This is a genomic window from Duganella zoogloeoides, assembly GCF_034479515.1.
GTDB lineage: Bacteria > Pseudomonadota > Gammaproteobacteria > Burkholderiales > Burkholderiaceae_D > Rugamonas > Rugamonas zoogloeoides.
Genome location: NZ_CP140152.1, coordinates 1,552,956 through 1,576,814, shown reverse-complemented (window position 1 = coordinate 1,576,814; position 23,859 = coordinate 1,552,956). Strand labels below are relative to the sequence as shown.

Below are 23,859 nucleotides of genomic sequence, written 5' to 3'. Positions count from 1 at the left end.
AGGACAGGAACTCCCTGATCGTCCAACTTTACAAGGCCCGTATGTTCAATCTCCGCATGACCCCACTGGCATTGGCGCTCGCCATGCCGTTTGCTATCTCCGCGCCCGCCGAGTCCACCCGCAACTACCAGATTCCCGCCGGACCGCTGGCGTCCGTCCTCAACCAGTTCGCGGCCGCCGCCGGCGCCGCGCTGTCGTTCGATCCGGCGCTCGCTGCAGGCCATACCTCGCCCGGACTGCAGGGCGCGCATACGCCGGCCTCCGGTTTCGCCGCGCTGCTGGCCGGCAGCGGCCTGGAAGCAGTCAATCAGGGCGAGCGCAGCTACAATGTGCGCCGCATCGCTACGCCAGCCTCCGCTGCGCCCATCGCGCAAACGCTGGCCCCCATCAGCGTCTCGGCCCGGGGCGAAGCCGACAACGTCACCGAAGGCAGCGGCGCCTACGGCATGCGCTCGATGAGCACCGCCACCCGCCTGGGCCTGTCCGCGCGCGAAACGCCGCAGTCGGTCAGCGTGATCACGCGCCAGCAAATGGACGACCAGGCCCTCGTCACCGTGCCCGATATCCTGGAAAAAACCGTGGGCGTGACCGTCGGCCGTAACGACAGCGAACGCGCCACTTTTTATGCGCGCGGCTATACCATCGAGAACTTCCAGTTCGACGGCGTGCCGAACACCCTCGACAGCTCCAACCAGTACACCACCGCCATTGGCGACAGCGCCATCTACGATCACGTGGAAGTGGTGCGCGGCGCGGCCGGGCTCTTGACAGGCGCCGGCAATCCGTCCGCCACCATCAACCTGGTGCGCAAGCGGCCCACCAGCGAATTTGCCGGCTCCCTCAATGCCAGCGCCGGCTCGTGGAGCCGCTATCGCGGCGTGGCCGACGTTTCGGGTCCGCTCAACGCTGCCGGTACGGTGCGCGCACGCGTGGTGCTGGCCGCGCAAAATGCCGACTCGTATATCGATTACTACCAGCGCGACACCCGCAACGCCTACGCCATCGTCGAGGCCGACCTCGGCCCGCGTACCGTGCTCACGGCCGGCATCGACTATATGCGTTCACGCGCCGATGGCGCCACCTTCGGCCATATTCCGCTGTTCTACAGCGACGGCGCGCAAACCGATTTCCGCCGCTCGCTCAACCCGGCCGCGCGCTGGTCGTACTGGGACAACAACAGCGCCAACACCTTTGCCTCGCTCAGGCACAGTTTCGACGGCGGCTGGAAGCTCGATCTGTCGGCCAGCCACCTCAAGCAGTCGAAGGAAGTGGAATACGGCTCGGCCTACAACGGCGCCGTGGACCGCGCCACCGGCGCCGGCGTGCGGCTGCTGGCCGGGGTGCTGCCCAGCCAGGCGCACACGGACAGCGCCAACCTGGCTTTGACCGGCCCGTTTACCCTGTTCGGCCGCCAGCACGAGCTGATGCTCGGCGCCGGCTACTCGCGCGCGGTGAAGGACGCCCAGCTGTATACCAGCCCGGCGCTGATCCCGGTACCCGACTATTTTGCGTGGAACGGCACCCTGGCGCAGCCGGTATCCTATGCCCGGCGTGCCGACCGCGAAACCACGATCACCGAAAAGGGCCTGTCGCTGGCCACCCGCTTGCGCCCCACCGACGCCTTGTCGGTGATCCTCGGCGCGCGCATGAGCTGGTACAAGCTGTATGACTTCCAGGTCAATAACGCCGGCGTGCGCGCGGTAGCAGACAACCTCGACATCGGCGAAAAAGTGGTGCCGTACGCGGGCGTGGTATATGACGTCAATCGCCACTGGTCGGTGTACGCCAGCTATACCGACATCTTCCGGCCGCAAACCTATTACAAGGATGCCAGCGACCGTTCGCTCGATCCGCTGACCGGCAAGAATGTCGAAGCGGGCATCAAGGGCGAGTTCTTCGACCAGCGCCTGAACGCCGGTATCGCCGTGTTTCGTACCGAGCAAAACAACTCGGCGCAGTACGTGGGCATCAACGCGGCCACCGGCGGCGAGATCTACCGCCCGATCGAGGGCGTGACCAGCAAGGGCGTGGAACTGGAATTGTCGGGCCAGGCGGCGCCGGGATGGAATGTGGCGGGCGGCTACACCTTCCGCACGTCGCGCATTCCGTCGCAGCCCGACGTGATCCTGAGCGCGGTGAACACCAACCAGCCCAAGCACCTGTTCAAACTGAGCACGGCCTACCAGTTGGCGGGCGCGCTGGACCAGCTGACCGTGGGCGGTTCGCTGACCTGGCAGAGCGAGACCTATTATCAAACCTCGGACGCCCGCCGCTGGCGCGCAACGCAGCCGTCTTACGCGGTGCTGGGACTGATGGCGCGCTATGACATCAACCGGCGCGTAAGCGTGGCCTTAAACGTCAACAACGTGCTCGATAAGACCTATATGCCGGGGATGGGGTCGTACGGGACGGGCGTGTATGGCGATCCGCGCAGCGCGGTGGTGACAGCCAACTACAAGTTCTAGGCAAATTGGACCGCGCTGCGGTCCAATTTTTTTACAGCACGGTCGCCAGCGCGCACTGCCGGTAGTGGCTGGCCGCCTCCTCCGTCTGCTGCAGCGCTTCGTGCAGCTGCGCCAGCTTCAGGTGCGACTCGCGCACCATGCGCGGGTCGGCGGCGTCGGACAAAGCCTGCTCCAGGTGGCGCTGGGCCTTGCCCCACAGTTTTTGCTTGAGACACAGCGAGCCGAGGGTGAGCGCCAGTTCGGCGTCGGTCGGGCGGGTTTGCATCCAGCGTTCGCAGTGGTTGATCTGGGTGAGCAGCGCGGCCGAGCCAGCGGGCGCCGCCGCTTCGCGGTAGGTGCGCACCACGCGGTCGTCCCAGTCGGCGTTGAGCGACTCCTCGGCCACCAGGCGCGCTTCGTCGTGCAGGCCACGGGCGTTGAGGGCGGTGGCGGCGCGGCAGGCGATGTACGGCTTGATGCGGTCGGCGTTCGGCACGGTGGACCATACGCGCAGCAGCGACTCGGCGTCGTGGGTTTTATCGGTGAGCAGGTCTTCGTAGGCCAGCTCGCGCAGGCGCGACGACAGCGCCGGATGCAGCGCGCGGTGCTTGTCGAGCGAGCGCACCAGGCGCAGCACCTCGGGCCAGTTCTTGGCCTGCTGGTGAGCCTTGAGCGACCATTGCAGCGCGTGGATGTGGCGGGTGCCGCTGGCGTTCAGTTCGCGCACGGCGGCCAGCGCGGCCTCGGGCTGGTGATCGTCCACCAGCAATTCGGTCACCGTCATCAGGCGCGCCGTCTTCATGGCGTTGTCGTCCTGCAGGCGGGCGAGCCACTGGTCGCGGCGCGCAGCCTGGCGCATGCGGTGGGCCGCGCGGGCGCCGATCAGCGCGGCCACGCCGGCGTTTTCCGGCAGTTCGGACGCGCGCAGCGCGGCTTTTTCAGCGTGGCCGAAGCGGCCTTCGAACAGTGCCTTCAACGCTTCGCGCAGGCCCTTGTTGCCATCGCGTTCGCGCTTTTGCTGGCGGTAGGCGGCCACCTTGCGCGGCATCTTGACGGTGGCGCGCACTGCGCGGATCACCACGTACAGCAGCACGAAGAGCAGCGCCAGCAGCACGCAGAACAGGTTGAGCGACAGGTCGATGCGGTGCGGCGGGTAGAACAGCACCACGTTGCCCGGGTTGAAGCGGGCTGTCACGGCGATACCGATGGCCGCAGCCATCAGCGCGACTAACCAGAGAAATATCCGCATGCTATGGCTTCGCCTTGTAGTTGCGTACCGCGTTCAGGCTGTCGGACAGGGTGGGCATCTCGATGGCCAGGTTGCTGCTTTGAACCTGGCGCAGCAGCGCCTGCACGCTTTGGGTGGCGCGGGTGCGGGTGTCGTAGTACTTGACCAGCGCTTCCTGGGCGGCAGCCAGGTCGGCGCGGAAAGCGGTCTCGTTGCGCGACAACAGCGCCATGCGGGCGTTGAGCAGGCGCAGCTTGAGGTTTTCACGCATGAAGTAGGCCTGGGTGGGCGAGACCATCAGCGCATCGGGATGATCGACACTGCGCACGCGGATCAGCTGGCGCACGTCGGTCCACATCTCGGTGCTCCAGCCGGTCCAGGCGCCTTGCAGCGATTGCAGCCACGGCGTCGATTCCGGTTCGGCGTTGGCGGCCACCGGCACCGGCTTGCCGTTCTTGTCGAGCACCGGCTTGCGCGGCTTGCGTTCGGGCGCGGCCGGCAGCGTGGGCTTTTCGTCGGACAGCATGGGCAGCGTGTCGATCTGGGCGATCACGTTATCGAGGCGCAGGGCCACGCCCACCGAATCGACATTGGGCAGGGCCTTGAGCTTTTCGGTGTCCTTGGCGATCGCCCGGCGGATGGTGATGAACTGCGGCTTGTCCGAGCGCGACAGGCTGCGGTCGGCGTTTTGCAGCGCGATCAGCGCGCCCGGCACGTTGCCGGCCAGTTGCAGCTGCTGGCTGGCGGTGGACAGCACTTGCTCGATCTCGGTAAGCGCCCATTCGTCGCGGTTCTTCGACAGGTCCTGGTACAGCTGTTCGAGCGCCAGTTGCTGGCTTTGCGATTCCTGCTGCCGGCTTTCCAGCACGGTGACCTTGGCTTGCAGCTCGCGGCTGGACTCCTGTACCTGGCGCGCCAGGTTGTTGGTCTCGCCGTTGATGGTGTCGCCCTTTTGCAGGCGCAGCGCCATTTCCTGGCGCAGCTTGCTCACTTGCCTGTGCGACGACCAGGTTTGGCCGGCCAGCAGCAGCGCCAGCACCACCACGCCGACGAGCAGCACCTTGGGCTGCTGCAGCGTGGCGAGCAAGGTGGGCTCGGAGGACGACAGGACCGGCTTGGACGGCGCGGCCGAAGGATCGGCGCCGCCGGGAGCGGAAGCGCCGGAGACGGCGGGGTCGGGTAATGTAGGCAGTTCGTTCATAGGCGTGATTGTAGCGCGGCCAGCAACCGTTCGTCGCCTGATCCGGTGAGGGAGGTCCGGGAAAAACCGAGATTATGCGCAGTCTCCGCGATCCGGGCATGCGGTACGATCAAATGCTGTTGTTGCATTGATACAACACATGGCGTTTCACCGGCCGGCGTGCGCGCGTCGAGTTCGGCCAGGATGCCGCACAGGCCGCGCAGCGCCTCCGAGCTGGTGATGATCCAGTCGTTGTCCCGCACCAGCAGGCGGCGCAGCGTGGCTTCGAGTTCGGCGGAGAGCGCTGGTGGCGCGCGCCGGTAGGCGGGCACCACGTCCACCTGGGCGCCGGCCGCGCGCAGCCCGTCGGCCAGCAGATCGCGGCCGCCATCGCCACGGATGATCAGGGCGCGCTTGCCGTTCAAGGCAGCCAGATCGAGGGTTTGCAGCAGGTGTTCGGAGTCGCTGTGGGCGGTGTCATGCGGGCTGACCACGTGCGCACCGGGAGCAGCCACGCCATGGCCGGCCAGCGCCAGCCGGCTGCCCTCGCCCACCACCGCCCAGGTCACGCCGGGCGGCACGGTGGTCAAGTGGGCGAAAGCGGCATCGATGGCGTTGGGCGAGACAAACGCGACCAACTGGTAATAAGGCTGGGGGTGAAGCTGGGAATGCGGCTGCGAGTGAGGTTGCGATTGAGGCTGATGAGCCGTGAGGCGCGCCAGGGCAGCCAGCAATTCGGCGGGTTCGGGCAGCGGCGTGATCTCGAGCAGCGGCAGCACTTCCACCGCGTGGCCCAGCGCCGCCACGCGCGCGGCCAGCGGGCGCGCCTGCGCCAGCGGACGGGTGATGATGACGGCGCCGGCCATCACAAACTCTCGCTTGACATGGGCGCCGGGGGCGCCACTCAGGTCCCGGTCCCGGGCTGAACTCCGGGCAGACTCGCGGCCTGCGGCTGCTCCGCCGGCTGAACTTCAGGCTGGTTTTGCGCCACGCCAGCTTCGACGTCAGCCTGGGCATCGGCCTTCAGCTCGGCCGAGCGGGCCGCATCGTCGGCTTGCGCCGCTTCGCTCAGGCACGCGGCCAGGATCTCGACCGCGCCCTGCTCGCCCAGCATCTGCGCCACTTGCGCGCCCAGCACGGCGGCGTCAACCGCCGGGCCGCGCGCTTCGGCGCTGATCATGCGTGCGCCGTCGGGCGTGGCCACCATGGCGCGCAGGTGCATCTGGTCGCCGTCTATGGTGGCGTACGACGCCAGCGGCACCTGGCAGCTGCCGCCGAACACGCGCGAGACGGTGCGCTCGGCGATCGACACCAGCGCGCTGTCTTCGTGGTGCAGGGGCGCCAGCAGCGCCACCAGGTCCACGCCGTCGCTGCGTTCGGGAATTTCAATTGCCAGCGTGCCCTGGCCCGGGGCCGGCAAGCTGGTTTCGGGATCGAGCACCGAGCGGATGCGGGCGGCCAGGCCGAGGCGCTTGAGGCCGGCAGCGGCCAGGATGATGGCGGCGTACTCGCCGCGATCGAGCTTGCCCAGGCGCGTATCGAGGTTGCCGCGCAGCGGCTTGACGATCAGCCGCGGGAAGCTGGCGGCGATCAGCGACTGGCGGCGCAGGCTGCTGGTGCCGACGATGGCGCCGTCGGGCAGGTCGGCCAGGGTGGCGTAGTCGTTGGAGACAAAGGCGTCGCGCGCGTCTTCGCGCTCGAGCACCGCGCCCATCACGAAGCCCTCGGGCAGCTCCATCGGCATGTCCTTGAGGCAGTGGACGGCCAGGTCGGCGCGGCCTTCGGCCATGGCGACTTCGAGTTCTTTCACGAACAAACCCTTGCCGCCGACCTTGGACAAGGTGCGATCCAGAATTTGATCGCCGCGTGTCGTCATTCCGACAATTTTGACATCGCACTGCGGATATAATAATGCCAAGCGTTCGCGCACATGCTCGGCCTGCCACATGGCGAGCCGGCTTTCGCGCGAAGCGATCACCAATCTGGATGGAGTACTCTGGACTACTTCGGATGTTTTCAAAACTGTTCTTTCACTGTCGCTGCTGCCCAACCGGCGCAGACCAGTCAAGCGTGTATGGCTAAGATCACAAATTTTACCATGCTCACCCTCTTGCAGACCCGGGCCACCCGCCTTTGCACCGACATTTTATTTCTTTGCGGCATAACTCATGGCAAACCAATTTAGTGCAACTGACGATTTCCAAGCTGAAAATATTCCCGAACAAGCCGGCGCCGATAAAGACGCGCCGTTGAAAGAAGATATCCGCCTGCTCGGCCGCCTGCTCGGCGACGTGCTGCGCGACCAGGAAGGCGAAGAAGTATTCGCCGTGGTCGAAACCATCCGCCAGACCGCTGTGCGCTTCCGCCGCGAAGACGACACGGCCGCCGCCAATGAACTGGACGGCATGCTGAAAATCCTCACGCGCGAGCAGACCATTACCGTCGTGCGCGCGTTCTCGTACTTCTCGCACCTGGCCAATATCGCCGAGGACCAGCACCACATCCGCCGCCGCCGCGCCCACCAGCTGGCCGGCTCCGACGCCCAGAAGGGCAGCGTCAGCTATGCGCTGGCCAAGCTGAAAAGCGCCGGCGTCGAACGCGACACCGTCGAAACGTTTTTCCAGGACGCCCTGATCGCACCGGTGCTTACCGCCCACCCGACCGAGGTGCAGCGTAAATCGATTCTCGACGCCGAGCACGATATCGCGCGCCTGCTGGCCCAGCGCGACCAGCCGTTGACGCCGAAGGAAGACGCGGCCAACCTGCACCTGCTGCGCGCGCGCGTGGCCACGCTGTGGCAAACCCGCATGCTGCGCTACACCAAGCTGACGGTGGCCGACGAAATCGAAAACGCCCTGTCCTACTACCGCATCACCTTCCTGCGCGAACTGCCCGGCCTCTACGACGACATCGAAGGCGACATCGCCAGCCACTACGGTGAAGCCGACACCACCACCATCGACGCGCCGTACGTGCAGATGGGCAGCTGGATCGGTGGCGACCGCGATGGCAACCCCAACGTCAACGGCGGCACCATGCAGCACGCGCTCACGCGCCAGGCCACCACCATCCTCGATTTCTATCTCGAGGAAGCGCACACGCTGGGCGCCGAGCTGTCGATCTCCACGTTGATGATCGGCTGCTCGCCGGCGCTGCAGGCACTGGCCGACCAGTCGCCCGACACGTCGGACCACCGCGCCGACGAACCGTACCGCCGCGCCCTGATCGGCGTCTATGCGCGCCTGGCCAGCACCGCGCGCGCGCTGGGCGCCACCAATATCCTGCGCAAGGAAGTGGGCCACGCCGAGCCGTACGCCAATGCCGCCGAGTTTTCGGCCGACCTGCAAGTGCTGGTCGAGTCGCTCGAGGCGCACCACGGCGCGGTGCTGGTGCGTCCGCGCCTGTCCACGCTCAAGCGCGCGGCCGACATCTTCGGCTTCCACCTCGCTTCGCTCGACATGCGCCAGTCGTCGGACGTGCACGAACGCGTGCTGGCCGAACTGTTCGCCAAGGCCGGCGCCGAAGCCGATTATTCGGCACTGGACGAAGACGCCAAGGTCGCGCTGATCCTGTCCGAGCTGGGCCAGGCGCGCCTGCTGTCGTCGCCGTACATCGCCTACTCGGACGAAACCCAGTCCGAGCTGGGCGTGCTGCGCGCCGCGCGCGAAATCCGTCAGCGCTACGGCGTGCGCGCGATCCGCAACTACATCATCTCGCACACCGAGACCGTCTCCGACCTGCTCGAAGTGCTGCTGCTGCAAAAGGAAATGGGCCTGCTGCGGGTGGCCGAACAGGAACTGGACCTGATGGTCATTCCGCTGTTCGAAACCATCCCCGACCTGCAACGCGCGGCAGGCATCATGGAAGCCGTGATGGCAATCCCGCTGGTCAAGGCGCTGATCGCCAAGCAGGGCCAGATCCAGGAAGTGATGCTCGGCTACTCGGACTCCAACAAGGACGGCGGCTTCCTCACGTCCACCTGGGAGCTGTACAAGGCCGAGACCCACCTGGTCACCGTGTTCGCCAACGCCGGCGTCAAGCTGCGCCTGTTCCACGGCCGCGGCGGCACCGTCGGCCGCGGCGGCGGTCCATCGTACGAGGCCATCCTGGCGCAGCCGCACGGCACCGTCAACGGCCAGATCCGCCTGACCGAACAGGGCGAGATCATCGCGTCGAAATTCTCGAACAAGGACATCGGCCGCCGCAACCTGGAGCTGCTCGTTGCCGCCACGCTGGAAGCGAGCCTGTTGCCGCAGCCGGAAGACGCGGCCCACGTGGCGCAGTTGCAGCAGTTCGAGTCGGTGATGGCGGAGATTTCCGACCGCGCCTACAAGGCCTACCGCAACCTGGTCTATGAAACCCCGGGCTTCACCGACTACTTCTTTTCCGCCACGCCGATCGCCGAGATCGCGGAACTGAACCTCGGTTCGCGTCCCGCGTCGCGTAAATCGACCAAGCGCATCGAGGACCTGCGGGCCATCCCGTGGGGCTTCTCGTGGGGCCAGTGCCGCCTGCTGCTGCCGGGCTGGTACGGCTTCGGCAGCGCCATCGGCGCGTGGGTGGCCGATGGCGGCGCCGAGCAGGATCAGCGCCTGGCGCAGCTGCAGGTGATGTCGCGCGAGTGGCCGTTCTTTGCCACGCTGCTGTCCAATATGGACATGGTGCTGGCCAAGACCGACCTGGCGATCGCTTCGCGCTACGCCGAACTGGTCGCTGACAAGGAACTGCGCGAGCGCATCTTCAAGCGCATCACCGAAGAGCATGCGAACACGCTGGCCATCCTGCAGCGCATCACCGGCGCCGAAGAACGGCTGGTCAACAACCCGCTGCTGGCGCGCTCGATCCAGAACCGTATCGCCTACATCGATCCACTCAACCACTTGCAAGTGGAACTGATCAAGCGCCACCGCGCCTTGACCACGGAAGCGAAGACCGATGAGCGTGTCCATCGCGGCATCCACCTGTCGATCAACGGCGTGGCGGCAGGGTTGCGCAACACGGGTTAACCGGTACACCCCCTCTCCTCGGGGAGGGGGTGTATTTTGGCAAGTTTACGTAAAACCCGGTATCCTTGCACTATGAAATTCATCACAAGTTGGATCGCTTCCCTTATCTGCTTGCTGACGCTGGCGGCTTCGCCGCCAGCCCACTCTTCCCCGGCTCCCGGCCTGCTGGACCTGTATGCCCACCGCGCGTGGACGGCGGCCCAAGGCGCACCTGCGCAGATCCAGGCAATTACCCAGACCCCTGACGGCTGGCTGTGGATTTCCACGCCGACCGGACTGTATCGCTTCGACGGCGTGCGCTTCGAACGCCACGACGCCGTCAACGGCCACGCGCTGCGTTCATCGATCGTGCTGCCGCTGCATACCGCGCCCGACGGCACCTTGTGGGTGGGCTACCGCTTCGGCGGCGCCAGCGCTTTCCTCGGCAACCGGGTGCGCCACTACGGCGCCGACCAGGGGTTTCCGCCGGGCGCCACCCACAGTTTTACGGTAGCGCCCGACGGCGTGACGTGGGTGACCACGGCCGCCGGCCTGGCGTGGCTCGACAGCCGCCAGGATCGCTGGGTGCGGGTGGGGCCCGAGGCGGATTTCGCACCCGGGGCGACGATCTGGCAGGTGCTGTTTGACCGCGCCGGCACCCAGTGGGTGTCGACCTCGCGCAAGGTGTACTACCGCCGCGCGGGCCAGGCCCGCTTCCAGGTGGCCAGCCCCGCCAATATCGCGCTGTCCTCGCTGGCCGCCGCGCCCGATGGCACGGTGTGGGTATCGAACGGCCGCGATGCCAACTACCGGCTCTCGACTTCCGCAGCTGCCGCCACGGCGCCGCCGCCGAAGCCGGAACTGCCCGGCAGCGGCATGTGGTTCGACCGCGCCGGCACCATGTGGCTGCTGAGCGAAACCCATGTCGCACGCGTGGCGCCGGGCAGCAAGGCGGGAGATCCGCGCCAGCAACTGGCGCACGATCGGGGCCTGTCCGGCATGCACCCGCAAACCTTTTATGAAGACCGCGACGGCACCATCTGGATCGGCACCGTCGCGGGCCTCGACCAGTTCCGTCCCAACCGGGTAGCGCCGCTGCCGCCGGCCGCCGACAACCTGGCGCCGGTGGTCACGCCGGCACTGGCCCCGGGCGCCGACGGCCTGGTGTGGCTCAGCGATGACAACCACTCCTGGCTGACCGGCCGCGACGGGGTGCGCCACGGGCCGGCGGGACCGGCTTTCTGGAGTTCGGCGCGCGGGCGCGACGGCCGCCTGTGGCTCGGCGGCTGGGGCGGCATCTGGCGCGCCGGTGATCCGCAGCGCACGTTGATAACCGCGCCGGCGTTGGCCGGCCAGAACGACGTGCGGGTCGATGCCTTGGCCGAAGACGCCAGCGGCGCGCTGTGGGCGGCATGTTTGAACCAGCCCTTGCAGCGCCATGTACCAGGCAGCGGCCGCTGGGATGCGCCCTACCCCGGCTTGCCGCAGGCGCGCATCATGGCACTGCTCTCCGACAGCAAGAACCGCCTGTGGGTCGGCTACCAGGGCGGGCGCGTGGCGCTGATCGAAAACGATACCGTGCGCCTGGTCGATGCCGGCGACGGCCAGGGCATCGGCAATGTGCAGACCATCGTCGAACGCCATGGCCAGGTGTGGGTGGCCGGCGAACGGGGCGTGGCCCGCTTTGTCGAGACCGTGCCAGGCCAGCGCATGACCGGCGCGGGGCACAGCAGCGGCGCGCGCCTGGAGACACTGCGCCTGGCGGACGGGCGCGAGTTGCGCGGCGTGAGCGGCCTGCTGTCCACCGCCGCCGGCGACCTGTGGCTGCGCACGCACGACGGCGTGGTGCGTATCGCGGCCGAGCAGGTGCAGGCCTTCGTGCGCGACCGCGGCGCTGCCCCGGTGCCGGCCGAACTGCTGGGCAGCGAGGATGGCGTGAGCGGCAATGTCCAGCCCACCGGCCCCTTCCCCGCCATCGTGGCGGCGAGCGACGGCGTGCTGTGGGTGTCCGGCACCGGTGGCGCCATGCTGCTCACGCCCTCCGCCATCCGCCGCGAAACCATGCCGCCGGCGGTCGATATCCGCGCGGTGAGCAGCGACGGCCAGGCGCGAACGCCAGTTTCGCCGCTGGCGCTGCCTACCGGCACCAACAACCTGCACATCACCTACACCGCGCAAGGCTTGGCGGCGCCGCAGCGCACGCGCTTTCGCTACCGGCTCCAGGGCGTCGATGACGGCTGGCAGGATGCGGGCGACCGGCGCGAAGCCTTTTATACGAACCTGCAACCTGGCGCCTATCGCTTCCAGGTGATCGCCGCCAACCGCGATGGCGTGTGGAACACGGCCGGCGCCACGCTCGACATCACCATCCCGCCCACCTTCGTGCAAACCTTGTGGTTCAAGGCGCTGTGCGCGCTGGCGCTGCTGGCGGCGGTGGCGCTGGCGTGGCGCTGGCGCCTGGCGCAGATGGCGCGCCTGATCGAGGCCCGTCAGCTCGAACGGCTGCACGAGCGCGAACGCATCGCCCGCGCCCTGCACGACACTTTCCTGCAGGAGGCGCAAGGCACGGTACTGATGATGCACACGGCGATGGCGCAGATTCCACCGTCGCTGCCGGCACGCGCGGCGATGGAACGCGGCATCGGCTATATCGAAAAGGCGATGATCGAAGGCCGCGACGAGGTGATGGGTTTACGCTCGTCCGCCCGCGCCGACGAATCGCTGGACGCCGCACTGCAACGCTACGGCGAGCGGCTGGCGGCCGGCCTGCCACCCGGCTTCCGCATGCACGTACGCGGCACGCCGCGCCAGCTGGCGCCGCTGGTCAAGGACGAGGTATTCGCCATCGGCCGCGAAGCGATCTGGAACGCATTCCGCCACGCCGAGGCCAGCGAGATCGAGCTGGACCTGGTATACACGCCGGGCGGCTTGACCCTGCTGGTGAGCGACAACGGCAAGGGCATACCGCCGGACGCGCTGACGCGCGCCGAAAATGGCCACTGGGGCCTGGTGGGCATGCGCGAGCGGGCCGCCAATATCGGCGCCACGCTGGAGGTGGGCAACCGCGAGGGCGGCGGCACCAGCCTGCGCCTGACCTTGCCGCGCCAGTACGGCGCCCGCTGAGTATCGGTCCCGGCACGGAATGAGGCGCTGCTTGCGCACACCCGCAGCGGGGCCGGGGTTGCCCGTTACGCTGCCGGTCTGGCGCGCGCTAAGGCGTAGGGTTCGTCGGCGCGCAGGGTAAGCACCCGGACGCCGGTGCGCGTGACCGCCACCGTGTGTTCGAACTGCGCCGACAGTTTGCCGTCGCTGGTAACGACGGTCCAGCCATCGTCCTCGGTGTGGACATCGCGCCGGCCCTGGTTGATCATCGGCTCGATGGTAAAAACCATGCCTTCGTGCAGGACCAGTCCCGTATGCGGTTTGCCGTAGTGCAGCACCTGCGGCTCCTCGTGCATCTCGCGGCCGATGCCGTGGCCGCAATACTCGCGCACCACCGTGTAGTTGTGGCGCCGGGCATGGCGTTCGATGGCGTGGCCGATGTCGCCGAGCCGCGCGCCCGGGCGCACCGCGTGGATGCCGTGCCACAGCGCCTCGTACGTCACCTGCACCAGCTTTTTCGCGGCGCTGGCAACGGTGCCGACCAGGTAGGTCTTGCTGGAGTCGGCGATGAAACCGTTCTTTTCCAGCGTGATGTCGAAGTTGACGATGTCGCCGTCCTGCAGCAACTCGGTAGCGGACGGCACGCCGTGGCACACCACGCTGTTGCGCGACGCATTGAGCGCGTACGCATAGTCGTACTGGCCCTTGCTGGCCGGCCGCGCGTGCAATTGCTCGACAATGAAGGTTTCGACCAGGTCGTTGACGGCCATGGTGGACATGCCGGTCAGCTCGAATTGATCGAGGTGGCCGAACACGCTGGCCAGCAGCCGGCCCGACTCCGCCATCAGGGCGATCTCCTCGGGGCGCTTGATCATGTGGCAGTTTCCCGGAACACCTGCGCTTCCACGCCGGCCGAGCGGAATTCGCGCGCCAGTATCTCGTTGAACGTGAGCGTGGGATTCATTTCGGCCAGCATGCCCATCTTGATCCAGAACGTGGCCTGGGCGTTGATGGAGCGGCAACCGACCGCACTGGCCTTGCGCAGCTGGTCGTGCAGTTCTTCGTCGATGTTGACGATGCCCATGGCGTATCCTCGTAAATTTTAATATACGAATTATATACGAACCATATATTTCAAGGTAAACCTTGGGCGCTGCCTTAACCCGGCGCCAGCCTTTTTTCGAAACACACGGCCTCGGGCCGGCCGACATATTTACCGAAATTGGCAATGCGGGCGTAACCGAGCCGTTCGTAAAACGTCACCGCCCGGGTATTGACCGCACGGGTTTCCAGGCGCAGCGCGGCATAGCCCAGTTGCTGCGCTTGCGCTTCCAGGTGCGCCAGCACCGCCGTGCCGATACCGGGCACCGTGCGGCGCGAGTACATGCGCTTGAGTTCGGCCACGTCGTGCTCCAGCGGGCGCAGCGCGCCGCAGCCGACGGGCTTGCCGTCGCCGTCGCGGGCGACAACGAACAGGGCGCGGTCACCACGCACATCGTTGACATCGAACGACGCCTTGCCACTGCTGCCGGTAATCAGGCTCAGTTGATCCGACAGCTCATCGAGCAGCAGCGCCGCATCCGTTGTCTCCGGATCTTCGACTGTCACGCGGATGCGCGGGCGGGCGCTCATGGTGCATCAACCTGCAAGCGCACCACGCGCCCGGTGCGGTCTTCCACCAGGTAGATATTGCCGTCCGGCCCCTGCTTGACATCGACCGGCGCGCCCATGCCCTGCCCCGGCTTGCTGTGCCAGCCACCGATCAGCTCGACCGACTTGCCCAGCGGCGCGCCCTTGCTGTTCGGCAGCAGCGCCACCAGCCGGTGGCCGTGGGCGCGGTAGCCGTGATAGCCGATGATCAGGCTGTTGCGGTACAGTGCCGGCAAACGGTCGCCCGTGTAAAACGTCATGCCCAGCGGCGCCGCGTGGGCCGGCAGCAGCCTTGCCGGCGCGCGGTAGGCACTGCAATCCTTGTCCGGATATTCGGGACTGGCGACGTTGGCGTCGTAGCAGTAAGGCCAGCCGTAATTGGCGCCGCGTGCGATCAGGTTCAGCTCGTCGTGCGGCAAGTCGTTGTCGTTGGCGAGATTCGGCATGGCAGCCTGGATCGCGTCGCGGCCGTTATCGGCCTGCCACAGGTCGCCGCTGACGGGGTGCACGGCCAGCGCCATCGAGTTGCGCAGGCCGGACGCATAGTTTTCCCAATCCTTGACCATGGCCATCGGCCACAGCAGCTTGTACTTGCGGATCACGCCCAGGGCCTGCGGCCCCTCGGCTTCGGCACAGGGCTGGCCGGCTGTTGGTGCCGCGCCGTTCTCGCCCTCGCAATGGTCCGTGGCGGAGCCGACATTCACATATAAATCGCCGCGTGCATCGAAGCGCATATTGGTGAGCAGGTGGCGGCCTCTGCCCGGCAGCGGCGCCACGCCCGATTTGCCGCCGATGACATCGATCAGCGTGGCCTCCGGGTTTTTCGGATCGAAGCGCACGATGCGTCCGACCAGCCCCAGGTATAACAAGCCATCGGGGCCAAGGACGATACCATTGGGGCGATCCAGACCCTTGAGCAGCAGCACTTGCTCATAGTGCCCCGCCGCGCCCGGCTTGAGCAACCACACGCGGCCCTGCTTCGGCTCCCAGCTGCGCATATCGACCACGACCAGTTCGCCATTGCTCAGCGGCTGTATCCCGCGCGGAAATTTGAAGCCATCGGCCAGGACGGCTGCGCATAAGCCGTCGGGGGTGGTGACGTCGAGGCGCTTGAAACCGCCACAGGTGTCAACAGCCTGGGCGCCGGTCGTCAAGAGGGCCGCCGCAGCCAGCACAGCCCAGCGACACGTGGAGAGAAAGTTCGATATTTTCATTCATGCAATTGTAGCTTGAAATCAAGATTCATCGATTTTTACGCCAATCAAAAAAAAATGCCGCCCGCTGCAAAGCTGGACGGCATTTCAGTGAAGGAGGCCGCAGCCTCCCCGATTAATTCTGCGTCAGGAAAGTTTTCAGCTTGTCCGAACGCGATGGCTGGCGCAGCTTGCTCATGGCCTTCGCTTCGATCTGGCGGATACGTTCGCGGGTCACGTCGAACTGCTTGCCCACCTCTTCCAGCGTGTGGTCGTTCGACATTTCCACGCCATAACGCATGCGCAGCACCTTCGCTTCGCGCGGGGTCAGCGAATCGAGCACTTCCTTGATGACATTGCGCATCGACGCATGCAGCGCTGCGTCCAGCGGCGCCAGCGTGGTGTTGTCTTCGATGAAGTCGCCCAGTTGCGAATCGCCATCCTCGCCCATCGGCGTTTCCATGGAGATCGGCTCTTTGGCGATCTTCATGATTTCGCGCACCTTGTTTTCCGGCATTTCCATCTTCAGCGCCAGGGTGGCCAGGTCCGGCTCGCTGCCGGTTTCCTGCATGATCTGGCGCGAGATGCGGTTCATCTTGTTGATGGTCTCGATCATGTGCACCGGCACGCGGATGGTACGGGCCATGTCGGCGATCGAACGCGTGATCGCCTGGCGAATCCACCACGTAGCGTAGGTCGAGAACTTGTAGCCGCGACGGTATTCGAACTTGTCCACCGCCTTCAACAGGCCGATATTGCCTTCCTGGATCAGGTCGAGGAACTGCAAGCCACGGTTGATGTATTTCTTGGCGATCGAAATCACCAGGCGCAAGTTGGCGACGGTCATTTCGCGCTTGGCCTGGCGTGCACGTTTTTCGCCGGCAGCCATCTGCTTGTTGATCTTGCGCAGGTCGGCCAGCGGCAAGGCCACGCGGGCTTGCAGGTCGATCATTTTCTTTTGCAGCTCTTTCACGGCAGGCACGTTACGACCGAGCACGGTGCTGTATGGGTAGCCGGCATCGACTTCGCCATCGACCCAGTCCAGGTCCGTCTCGTTGCCCGGGAAGACCTTGATGAAGTGGGCGCGCGGCATGCCGCAGCGGTTCACGCAAAGGTCGAGCACGGCGCGTTCGATCGAGCGCACTTCTTCCATCTGGCCACGCAGGGTGTCGCACAGCTTTTCAACGACCTTGGCGGTGAAGCGGATGCCCAGCAATTCGGCCGAGATGGTTTCCTGCGCCGCCACGTAGGCCTTGGAGCCATAGCCACCGGCGGCCTTGCGCATTTTTTCGAACTGGCTTTCGATATGGGCGAACTTTTCCAGCGCCGACTTTTTCAGCTGCGCCAGCTGTTCGGTGGAGAAACCAGCCGCGCCGCCACCGGCTGCGCCATCGGTTTCTTCCTCTTCTTCCACTTCCAGCTCTTCTTCCTCGTCATCGTCCGAGGCGGCAGGTGCGGCCACGACCGGCGCCGGCGCCGATTCGTTGGCATCGACAAAGCCGTCCACCACGTCATCGACCTTCATTTCGTCGGCGTCGATCTTGGCCGCGAGAGCCAGGATTTCGGCGATGGTGGTCGGGCAGGCGGAAATGGCCTGGATCATGTCTTTCAGGCCGCCTTCGATGCGCTTGGCGATTTCGATCTCGCCTTCGCGCGTGAGCAGCGCCACGGCGCCCATTTCGCGCATGTACATGCGGACCGGGTCGGTGGTGCGGCCGAAGTCGGAATCGACCGTGGACAAGGCGGTGGCGGCAGCCGCTTCCACCTCGTCGTCGGACGTGACGGTGGCAACACTGTCGCTTAACAACAACGATTCAGCGTCCGGCGCGCGCTCGTAGATCGCGATGCCCATGTCGTTGAACGTGGCGATGATGCCTTCGATCGCTTCCGGATCGATGATGTTTTCCGGCAGTTGATCGTTGATCTCGGCGTAGGTCAGGAAGCCGCGTTCCTTGCCCATGTTGATCAGGTTCTTGATCTGGGCGCGGCGGCGCTCCAGCTCTTCGGCGGTGCTCTTGCTGTCCAGGCCCAGCAGCTCGGCGCCGCCCTTGGCCTTGCGCTCGCGCGCCTTCGACACTGCCTTCAACTCGGCGCGCTCGACCGCGTTCAGCGCCGCGACTTCGTCGTTTTCCGGGGTGAATTCGGATGGCTTGCGGCCACGGCGGCCCGGCACCTTCACGCTCGGCAGCAAATAGCCCGAGGTATCGATCGAGGCCAGGGTGGCGGCGTCGGTCACCTGGCTCACGGTCGTGCCGCCGGTGGAAATGACGACCGGCGCCGGTTCCTTGACCGCCTTGACCAGCTTCGATTTTGGCGCGGTGCGCACGACCGGCACGGCCATTTCAGCCGTTGCGGCCGCATCGCCGGCGTCGCCAGGCTTGCGCGCCAGCTTGACGGTGCGCGCCGGGGCGTCGGACTCGGCGGCGGCAGCCATGGTGGCCACCGGCTCGATCGTTGCGGAACTCAGACGCGTTTTCTTCTTGACTACCGTTACTTTGCTCGCTGCCTCTTGCGCATTATCGATGACATAAGATAGAGTCGTCTTCGGCACGACCAGCGGGGCGGAGCTGGGACGGGCGGTCTTGACGGACAACGTTAAAGTTTTCGGCGTTTTTGTCATTAAAAATCTCTCAATGCGAAGCCGCCGGCGGATTACAAAAGCCATAGCGCGCACCAGCCGCACTGGGCGGGGCGCATCGATGGAATGTTGTAATTTAGCTGACGATAATCCTGCGGAATAAAAAAAGCCCGCTTGGAACTACGGGCTTGTTTTTAGCGTGTTTCTAACTTGCTTCCAACTCTGTGTAGCTTTGCCAACTGTGTCATTGCACGCTGGTGAGTCGGACATTATACACATTTTTGGCGTCGAACGCACCTCGCCGCCGCGATCCTTCCCCCTCAACCTGCTAGTCAAAGTGTCACGCTGGTCGAAAAGGCACTGCATTCCGCAGGGCCGCATGATACGATGGCGCTTGTTGCTTAACCTTTGAAGTCGATGAACACTAGCCTTACCACTCCAACTGCGGCCACCGAAGCGGACGCTGCTACTCCGGCCGCCGAAGCCGTCGCTGTCGCCGCTGTTGCCATGACTCCGCGCAGCTTGCTCAAGCAACTGCAAACCCAATTCCCCGCTTTCCGCGACTTTTTGCCGCTGTCCATCGGCATCGACAAGCAGATCCTGGCGGTCATGCCCGACCTGAACCGCAAAATCATGCGGACTGCGCTCGGCATCCACACCGGCTCGCTGCGCTACCTGAAGGTCATGGAAAAAGCCAAGGTACGTCACGACCTCGACGGCACTCCCGGCGCCGAAGTCACCGACACCCACCGCGCCCATGCTACCCAGGTCTTGCAGGAACGCTTCAAGAAAGAAGCCGACCGCAAGAAGGCCGAGCGCGAAGCCGCCGCTGCCGAAGAAGCCGCCCGTGTCCGCGTTGACAAGCTCAACCAGCTGACCGCGAAATTCTCGCGCAAGTAAGCGAAAGTAAGGTTCATTTCTTGGACGTTTCGCCCCGCGCACCGCGTGTGCCCTCCGCCGCCCCTGCGGCGGAGGAACAATTGCCGCCGTACACAGGCTTGTTGCTTGATGACGTACTGCTGGTAAAAACACCGGAGCAGGCGCTGGCAGCACGCGACGCCCTGCTCGCCTGCGACGCGATCGGCTTCGATACCGAATCGAAACCCACGTTTACCAAGGGCGAAGTGTCCACCGGGCCGCACCTGATCCAGTTTGCCACCGATACCAAGGCCTACCTGTTCCAGGTGGGCAGCCACATCGACGACGCTACGCTGGCGATCCTGCAGGCGATCCTGGAACCGGCCGCGCCGCTCAAGGTGGGTTTTGGCCTGTCCGACGACGTCAAGCGGCTGCACGCCAAGTTGGCCATCCGCGCCGGCGGCGTGGTGGACCTGTCGGTGGCGCTGCGCACTCCGGGTCAGCGCAACGACCTGGGCGCCAAGACCGCCGTGGCCAAGTTCTTCGGCCTGAAGCTGCAAAAATCGAAAAAAATCTCCACGACCAACTGGTCCCTGCCGCGCCTCTCCAGCAGCCAATTGTTGTACGCGGCCGACGACGCCCAGGTGGCGTTGCGCGTGTATCGCCAGTGGCTCGCTACCGGCGGCCAGCTCAAGCCCATGAAGGGCGTCAAGCTGCCACGCCCGCCGAAGCCGGCAATTCCCGCCGCTTAGGCATTCTGTCCACTATATCTTTTAGCAACATCGGTATATCCTGACCCGACAGCCTCGTTCGAAGGCTTTCCACCAGGAGGAGACCGGTGACCGATACCCGTGCGCCGATGCGCTTGATGCGCTTGATTGCTGGCAGCGCCAGTCTGTGCCTGACCACGACCGCAGCGGCAGCGCCACCTGATACCTTGCAACAGCGCGTGGCCGCGTGCATCGCCTGCCACGCCGTCGAGGAGCGCCGCGACGCATATTTTCCGCGCATCGCCGGCAAGCCGGCCGGTTACCTGTACAACCAGCTGCTGAACTTTCGCGACGGCCGCCGCAATTATCCGATGATGACCTATATGGTCGCGCAGCTGTCCGACGACTACCTGCGCGAGATCGCCGACTTTTTCGCCGCCCTGCACCCGGCCTATCCACCGGCCACCCCGGGCAGCGGCGCCAACGCTGGCGCCGCTGCGCTGGCACGCGGCCGGCAACTGGTGCTGCATGGCGATGCGGCGCGCAAGATTCCCGCCTGCGTGAGCTGCCATGGCGCGGCGCTGGGTGGCGTGGCGCCAGCGATTCCGGGACTGCTGGGCCTGCCCAGCGATTACATCAACGCCCAGTTCGGCGCCTGGCGCAGCGGCACCCGCCGCGCCGCCGCACCCGACTGCATGGCCGACATCGCCGGCCGCCTGGCGGGCGACGATGTGGCGGCGTTATCGAGCTGGCTCAGCCTTCAGGCACCCGATCCGGCTGCGCGGCCTGCCGCTGCCGGGTCCTTGCCTGCGCCGCTGCCCCTGCCCTGTGGCGCAATGGCCGGGAAGGCGGCGCCATGAGGACAGCCTTGCCTGCGTTGATGGCATTGATGGCGTTGCTGCCGGCATGTAGGCCCGTGCCCTGCCTTGTTGCCGCCTGGCTGAAAAGGTAGCGCCATGAAAAAGACCCTGTATGCCGTGGTTGGCCTGCTGATCACAGTGGTAGCACTGATCCTTGCAGCCTGGCTGTGGACGCCAGCTGACGATTCCGGGCCGCCACCCGCTGCCACCGCAGACCTGGCGCCGGCGCAACGCATCGCCCGCGGCGCCTACCTGGCCCGGGCCGGCGACTGCATGGCCTGCCACACGGTGCGCGGCGGCGCGCAGTACGCCGGCGGGCGCGTCATTCGCACCGCCTTCGGCGACATCGTCACGCCCAATATCACGCCCGACGTCGCCACCGGCATCGGCAACTGGAGCGCCGACGATTTTTGGCGCGCACTGCATCATGGCAAAGGCAAGGATGGCCGCCTGCTGTATCCCGCCTTTCCCTACACCAGCTACACCCACCTCACGCGCGACGATGCCGATGCGCTGTACGCCTGGATGCGCTCGGTGCCTGCGGTGCGCCAGCGAAGCGCGCCGCACAGCTTGCGTTTTCCGTACAACCAGCAATGGGCCTTGGCGGCATGGCGCACGCTGTACTTCCGGCCCGGCGTGTACCGCGTCGATACGGCGCAATCGCTGGACTGGAACCGGGGCGCCTACCTGGTGCAGGGACTGGGGCATTGCAGCGCCTGCCACAGCCCGCGCAACGGCCTCGGGGCGGAAGGTGCAAGCTTGTCGGGGGGCATGCTCGATGGGCCTGGCTGGTATGCGCCGGAACTGACCTTCGGGGCGGGTTCAGGCAAGCCGGCCTGGTCGCAGGACGACCTGGCGGCCTTCCTGAAAACCGGCGTGGCGCCGCAGGCAACCGCCTCCGGCCCGATGGCCGAGGTGGTGCGCGCCAGCCTGCAGCATCTGAACGACGCCGACGTGAACGCCATCGCGCATTACCTGCGCAGCCTGCCCGCCGCCGCGCCGGCCGCGCCCTACCGGCGTGACGCGAATCCGCAAGCGGACGCCTTCCTGGCCGCCGGCGCCAGGCTGTATCGGCAACACTGCGTGGAATGTCATGGAGAAAATGGCGGCGGACAGGCGCCGCATTATCCGCCACTGGCGGGCAATCGCGCGCTCGGCCAGGCGCCGGCGGTCAACGCCATCCGCATCGTGCTCAACGGCGGCTTCGCGCCGGCGACGGCAGGCAATCCGCGTCCGTACGGCATGCCGCCGTTCGGCCATGTGCTGACCGATATCGAGGTGGCGCAACTGGTGTCGTACCTGCGCAGCGCCTGGGGCAATAATGCAGCGCCTGTCACGGCCAACGAAATCAATCGCTACCGGGCGGTGCCGCTCGACCAGTGATCGGCGGCAGATGGCCGGTTAGCCGCTGGTCGGCCGGTCGGCTGGTTAGCTGGTTAGCTGGTTAGCTGCGCAGCTTCGGGTAGCGGAAGCCGGTCCGCAAGTCCATGCTGTAGCGTTCCTTGCCATCGACCACCAGCACGTGGTCCGGCGGCGCTTCGCCGGCCAGTTCGCGCTGGATCAGCGGCAAGCCTTCGCCTTTGCGGATCAGCTCGTCGCAACGCTCATAAACATTGGGACAGCCGGTTTCGGCCAGCAGGGCCTGGACGATCGGCACTTTCCAGGCATCGACGCCGCCCGACTGGAACTGGCAGATCAGGTAACCCTGCACGCCGCCCCAGCTGTGCACGATCAGGCCGGACAGGCCGTCTTCTTCGCCCAGCACGACCGGCACCAGCGCCTGTGGATGGGCGGCGCGCACGCTGTCGGCGCGCTTGGCGATGGCGGCCTTGACGCGGCGCTTCATCATGGCGTGATCGACCGGCTCGTCTTCCTTGTAGCTCCACATGCGGGCGCGGATTTGCGACTTGGAGTTATAGGCCGCGCGGCCGATGAACTGGCGCGACGAACTCTGGACGATGGCGGTGGAGCCGGGTTTCATTTTTTCCTGCGGCTTGCCATCGACCTTGTCGATCGCGGTGGGATAAATCCAGGGGTCGCCGGCCAGCAAGGATTTTTCCTTGCCTTGTTTGATAGTGATGATGAGCATGGTAGTGGTGCGGCGTGGTCGGGCGTAAAAGCCGCATGATACCTCATGGCGCCGTCCAGGTGCCTGCCTCCGGTCGCGGCAAGCTGCATTTCAGGGCGCCGGGAATGCGGTCTGTCGCAAGGCGCTGTCGTGTTTCGTGGCGCATCGTTACTATCGCTTCCATACCATCCCTACCGGAGAACACCATGTCCTACCCTGTCTTGCGCCGCACCCTGCCCGCCTTTCGCACAATGTTGATCGCCGCCGGATTGCTGGCGCTGGCCGCTCCGGCCGGCGTTGCCCATGCAGGCCTGATGGACGGCTGGAGCAGCGAGCGGGTCCAGGGCAGCGGCAAGATCACCACCCAGAGCCGCGAACTCGGCCATTTCAGCGCGCTGGCAAGCAGCGTCAGCGGTGATGTCGAAGTCCGACTCGGCAATACCGAAAGCGTCACCGTGGAGACCGACGACAACCTGCAAGCACTGCTGGAAACGGTGGTGGAGAAAGGCACGCTGCGCATCCGCCCGGTGCGCAAGGGCCTGTCACTGTCAACCAGAACCATGAAGATCATCGTGCAGGCACGCGCGCTGGACCGGGTGTCGGTGGCCGGCTCCGGGGCGGTGCGTGCTGACAATTTGCGCGGCGAGACCTTGCGGTTCGACATCGGCGGCTCGGGCTCGCTGATCGCGCGCCAACTGGCGGCGGAAGCAGTGACCGTATCGCTGGGCGGCAGCGGCAGCGTGGAAACGAGCGGCAAGGCCGAGCGCGTTCAAGTGTCGATCGGCGGCTCGGGCGACGTCCAGGCCGGCAACCTGGCCGCCCGCACGGCCAGCGTCAGCATCGGCGGCTCGGGCGAAGCCACGGTGTGGGCAACCAACACGCTGTCGGTAAGCCTGGCGGGTTCGGGCGACGTTGCTTACTACGGCGATCCCAAGCTCAGCAAAAGCATCGTGGGGTCGGGCAACGTGAAACGCCTGGGTGCGGCACCTCGGTAAAACAAGCC

Annotated in this window: 18 protein-coding genes; 8 read left to right on the top strand and 10 right to left on the bottom strand. The window is 65.9% G+C overall.

Features of this window, described 5'->3' with window-relative positions; all coding sequences use genetic code 11:
• Positions 1–41: 41 nt before the first annotated feature.
• A complete protein-coding gene (locus tag SR858_RS06950; protein ID WP_019922021.1) occupies positions 42–2,465 on the top strand; it encodes a TonB-dependent siderophore receptor in 2,424 nt (807 codons plus the stop codon).
• Between the two features lie 31 nt (positions 2,466–2,496).
• Here the strand turns inward: SR858_RS06950 and SR858_RS06945 are convergent, their stop codons facing one another.
• Genes SR858_RS06945 through hemC form a run of 4 tightly spaced genes read right to left on the bottom strand, consistent with a single transcriptional unit; the run spans position 2,497 to position 6,833 of the window.
• A complete protein-coding gene (locus tag SR858_RS06945) occupies positions 2,497–3,693 on the bottom strand; it encodes a heme biosynthesis protein HemY (RefSeq protein WP_084669971.1) in 1,197 nt (398 codons plus the stop codon).
• Position 3,694: 1 nt separating this feature from the next.
• Positions 3,695–4,873: a uroporphyrinogen-III C-methyltransferase gene (locus SR858_RS06940; RefSeq protein ID WP_019922019.1), complete on the bottom strand. Its 1,179-nt coding sequence runs from the start codon at positions 4,871–4,873 to the stop codon at positions 3,695–3,697.
• A complete protein-coding gene (locus SR858_RS06935) occupies positions 4,870–5,718 on the bottom strand; it encodes a uroporphyrinogen-III synthase (protein ID WP_019922018.1) in 849 nt (282 codons plus the stop codon). Before SR858_RS06935 ends, SR858_RS06940 begins: the two co-directional genes overlap by 4 nt.
• A gap of 38 nt (positions 5,719–5,756) precedes the next feature.
• Complete coding sequence (gene hemC / locus SR858_RS06930; protein WP_019922017.1) at positions 5,757–6,833, bottom strand: hydroxymethylbilane synthase; 1,077 nt, start codon at positions 6,831–6,833, stop codon at positions 5,757–5,759.
• A gap of 187 nt (positions 6,834–7,020) precedes the next feature.
• Here hemC and ppc point away from each other — a divergent pair, with 187 nt between their 5' ends.
• Together ppc and SR858_RS06920 are read left to right on the top strand one after the other, a co-directional pair.
• Positions 7,021–9,858 carry a phosphoenolpyruvate carboxylase gene (gene ppc, locus SR858_RS06925; protein ID WP_019922016.1) on the top strand — a complete coding sequence of 946 codons (2,838 nt, stop codon included), beginning with the start codon at positions 7,021–7,023 and terminating at the stop codon, positions 9,856–9,858.
• A 72-nt stretch (positions 9,859–9,930) separates the two neighbouring features.
• Complete coding sequence (locus SR858_RS06920; RefSeq protein WP_051120318.1) at positions 9,931–12,960, top strand: sensor histidine kinase; 3,030 nt, start codon at positions 9,931–9,933, stop codon at positions 12,958–12,960.
• 65 nt (positions 12,961–13,025) lie between these two features.
• On the opposite strand, the gene map is transcribed toward SR858_RS06920, so the two are convergent.
• The 5 genes from map to rpoD all read right to left on the bottom strand — a co-directional run bounded on the left by map (position 13,026) and on the right by rpoD (position 18,402).
• Positions 13,026–13,814: a type I methionyl aminopeptidase gene (map, locus tag SR858_RS06915; RefSeq protein WP_019922014.1), complete on the bottom strand. Its 789-nt coding sequence runs from the start codon at positions 13,812–13,814 to the stop codon at positions 13,026–13,028.
• On the bottom strand, positions 13,811–14,023 hold the full coding sequence (locus SR858_RS06910; RefSeq protein ID WP_019922013.1) for a ParD-like family protein: 213 nt from the start codon (positions 14,021–14,023) through the stop codon (positions 13,811–13,813). The genes map and SR858_RS06910 overlap by 4 nt, the downstream gene beginning before the upstream one ends.
• Before the next feature lie 74 nt (positions 14,024–14,097).
• On the bottom strand, positions 14,098–14,571 hold the full coding sequence (locus SR858_RS06905; RefSeq protein WP_019922012.1) for a GNAT family N-acetyltransferase: 474 nt from the start codon (positions 14,569–14,571) through the stop codon (positions 14,098–14,100).
• On the bottom strand, positions 14,568–15,743 hold the full coding sequence (locus tag SR858_RS06900) for a PQQ-dependent sugar dehydrogenase (RefSeq protein WP_322534511.1): 1,176 nt from the start codon (positions 15,741–15,743) through the stop codon (positions 14,568–14,570). The genes SR858_RS06905 and SR858_RS06900 overlap by 4 nt, the downstream gene beginning before the upstream one ends.
• A 175-nt stretch (positions 15,744–15,918) precedes the next feature.
• Positions 15,919–18,402, bottom strand: coding sequence for an RNA polymerase sigma factor RpoD (gene rpoD / locus SR858_RS06895; protein WP_026637317.1), 2,484 nt, complete (start codon positions 18,400–18,402; stop codon positions 15,919–15,921).
• A gap of 375 nt (positions 18,403–18,777) precedes the next feature.
• Between rpoD and SR858_RS06890 the strand changes: the two genes are divergently transcribed.
• From SR858_RS06890 to SR858_RS06875, 4 genes are all read left to right on the top strand, one after another.
• The gene (locus SR858_RS06890; RefSeq protein WP_019922009.1) at positions 18,778–19,260 is read left to right on the top strand and encodes a ProQ/FINO family protein; all 483 of its coding nucleotides are present in this window, start codon (positions 18,778–18,780) and stop codon (positions 19,258–19,260) included.
• Positions 19,261–19,340: 80 nt separating this feature from the next.
• A complete protein-coding gene (locus SR858_RS06885; RefSeq protein ID WP_322534510.1) occupies positions 19,341–19,970 on the top strand; it encodes a 3'-5' exonuclease in 630 nt (209 codons plus the stop codon).
• A gap of 116 nt (positions 19,971–20,086) precedes the next feature.
• Complete coding sequence (locus SR858_RS06880; protein WP_040377832.1) at positions 20,087–20,788, top strand: c-type cytochrome; 702 nt, start codon at positions 20,087–20,089, stop codon at positions 20,786–20,788.
• A 96-nt stretch (positions 20,789–20,884) separates the two neighbouring features.
• Complete coding sequence (locus tag SR858_RS06875) at positions 20,885–22,171, top strand: c-type cytochrome (protein WP_019922006.1); 1,287 nt, start codon at positions 20,885–20,887, stop codon at positions 22,169–22,171.
• Positions 22,172–22,232: 61 nt separating this feature from the next.
• Here SR858_RS06875 and SR858_RS06870 read toward each other — a convergent pair whose 3' ends face one another.
• On the bottom strand, positions 22,233–22,877 hold the full coding sequence (locus SR858_RS06870; protein ID WP_019922005.1) for a hypothetical protein: 645 nt from the start codon (positions 22,875–22,877) through the stop codon (positions 22,233–22,235).
• 185 nt (positions 22,878–23,062) lie between these two features.
• Here SR858_RS06870 and SR858_RS06865 point away from each other — a divergent pair, with 185 nt between their 5' ends.
• The gene (locus tag SR858_RS06865; RefSeq protein WP_040377804.1) at positions 23,063–23,851 is read left to right on the top strand and encodes a head GIN domain-containing protein; all 789 of its coding nucleotides are present in this window, start codon (positions 23,063–23,065) and stop codon (positions 23,849–23,851) included.
• Positions 23,852–23,859: the final 8 nt, after the last annotated feature.

What these genes read in the sequence shown, in the direction of transcription:
- rpoD (WP_026637317.1), bottom strand. Translation starts at nt 18,402, where the DNA reads ATGACAAAAACGCCGAAAACTTTAACGTTGTCCGTCAAGACCGCCCGT.
- SR858_RS06890 (WP_019922009.1), top strand. Translation starts at nt 18,778, where the DNA reads ATGAACACTAGCCTTACCACTCCAACTGCGGCCACCGAAGCGGACGCT.
- SR858_RS06905 (WP_019922012.1), bottom strand. Translation starts at nt 14,571, where the DNA reads ATGAGCGCCCGCCCGCGCATCCGCGTGACAGTCGAAGATCCGGAGACA.
- map (WP_019922014.1), bottom strand. Translation starts at nt 13,814, where the DNA reads ATGATCAAGCGCCCCGAGGAGATCGCCCTGATGGCGGAGTCGGGCCGG.
- ppc (WP_019922016.1), top strand. Translation starts at nt 7,021, where the DNA reads ATGGCAAACCAATTTAGTGCAACTGACGATTTCCAAGCTGAAAATATT.
- SR858_RS06865 (WP_040377804.1), top strand. Translation starts at nt 23,063, where the DNA reads ATGTCCTACCCTGTCTTGCGCCGCACCCTGCCCGCCTTTCGCACAATG.
- SR858_RS06910 (WP_019922013.1), bottom strand. Translation starts at nt 14,023, where the DNA reads ATGGGCATCGTCAACATCGACGAAGAACTGCACGACCAGCTGCGCAAG.
- SR858_RS06870 (WP_019922005.1), bottom strand. Translation starts at nt 22,877, where the DNA reads ATGCTCATCATCACTATCAAACAAGGCAAGGAAAAATCCTTGCTGGCC.
- SR858_RS06920 (WP_051120318.1), top strand. Translation starts at nt 9,931, where the DNA reads ATGAAATTCATCACAAGTTGGATCGCTTCCCTTATCTGCTTGCTGACG.
- SR858_RS06945 (WP_084669971.1), bottom strand. Translation starts at nt 3,693, where the DNA reads ATGCGGATATTTCTCTGGTTAGTCGCGCTGATGGCTGCGGCCATCGGT.
- SR858_RS06875 (WP_019922006.1), top strand. Translation starts at nt 20,885, where the DNA reads ATGAAAAAGACCCTGTATGCCGTGGTTGGCCTGCTGATCACAGTGGTA.
- SR858_RS06940 (WP_019922019.1), bottom strand. Translation starts at nt 4,873, where the DNA reads ATGAACGAACTGCCTACATTACCCGACCCCGCCGTCTCCGGCGCTTCC.
- SR858_RS06880 (WP_040377832.1), top strand. Translation starts at nt 20,087, where the DNA reads ATGCGCTTGATTGCTGGCAGCGCCAGTCTGTGCCTGACCACGACCGCA.
- SR858_RS06950 (WP_019922021.1), top strand. Translation starts at nt 42, where the DNA reads ATGTTCAATCTCCGCATGACCCCACTGGCATTGGCGCTCGCCATGCCG.
- SR858_RS06935 (WP_019922018.1), bottom strand. Translation starts at nt 5,718, where the DNA reads ATGGCCGGCGCCGTCATCATCACCCGTCCGCTGGCGCAGGCGCGCCCG.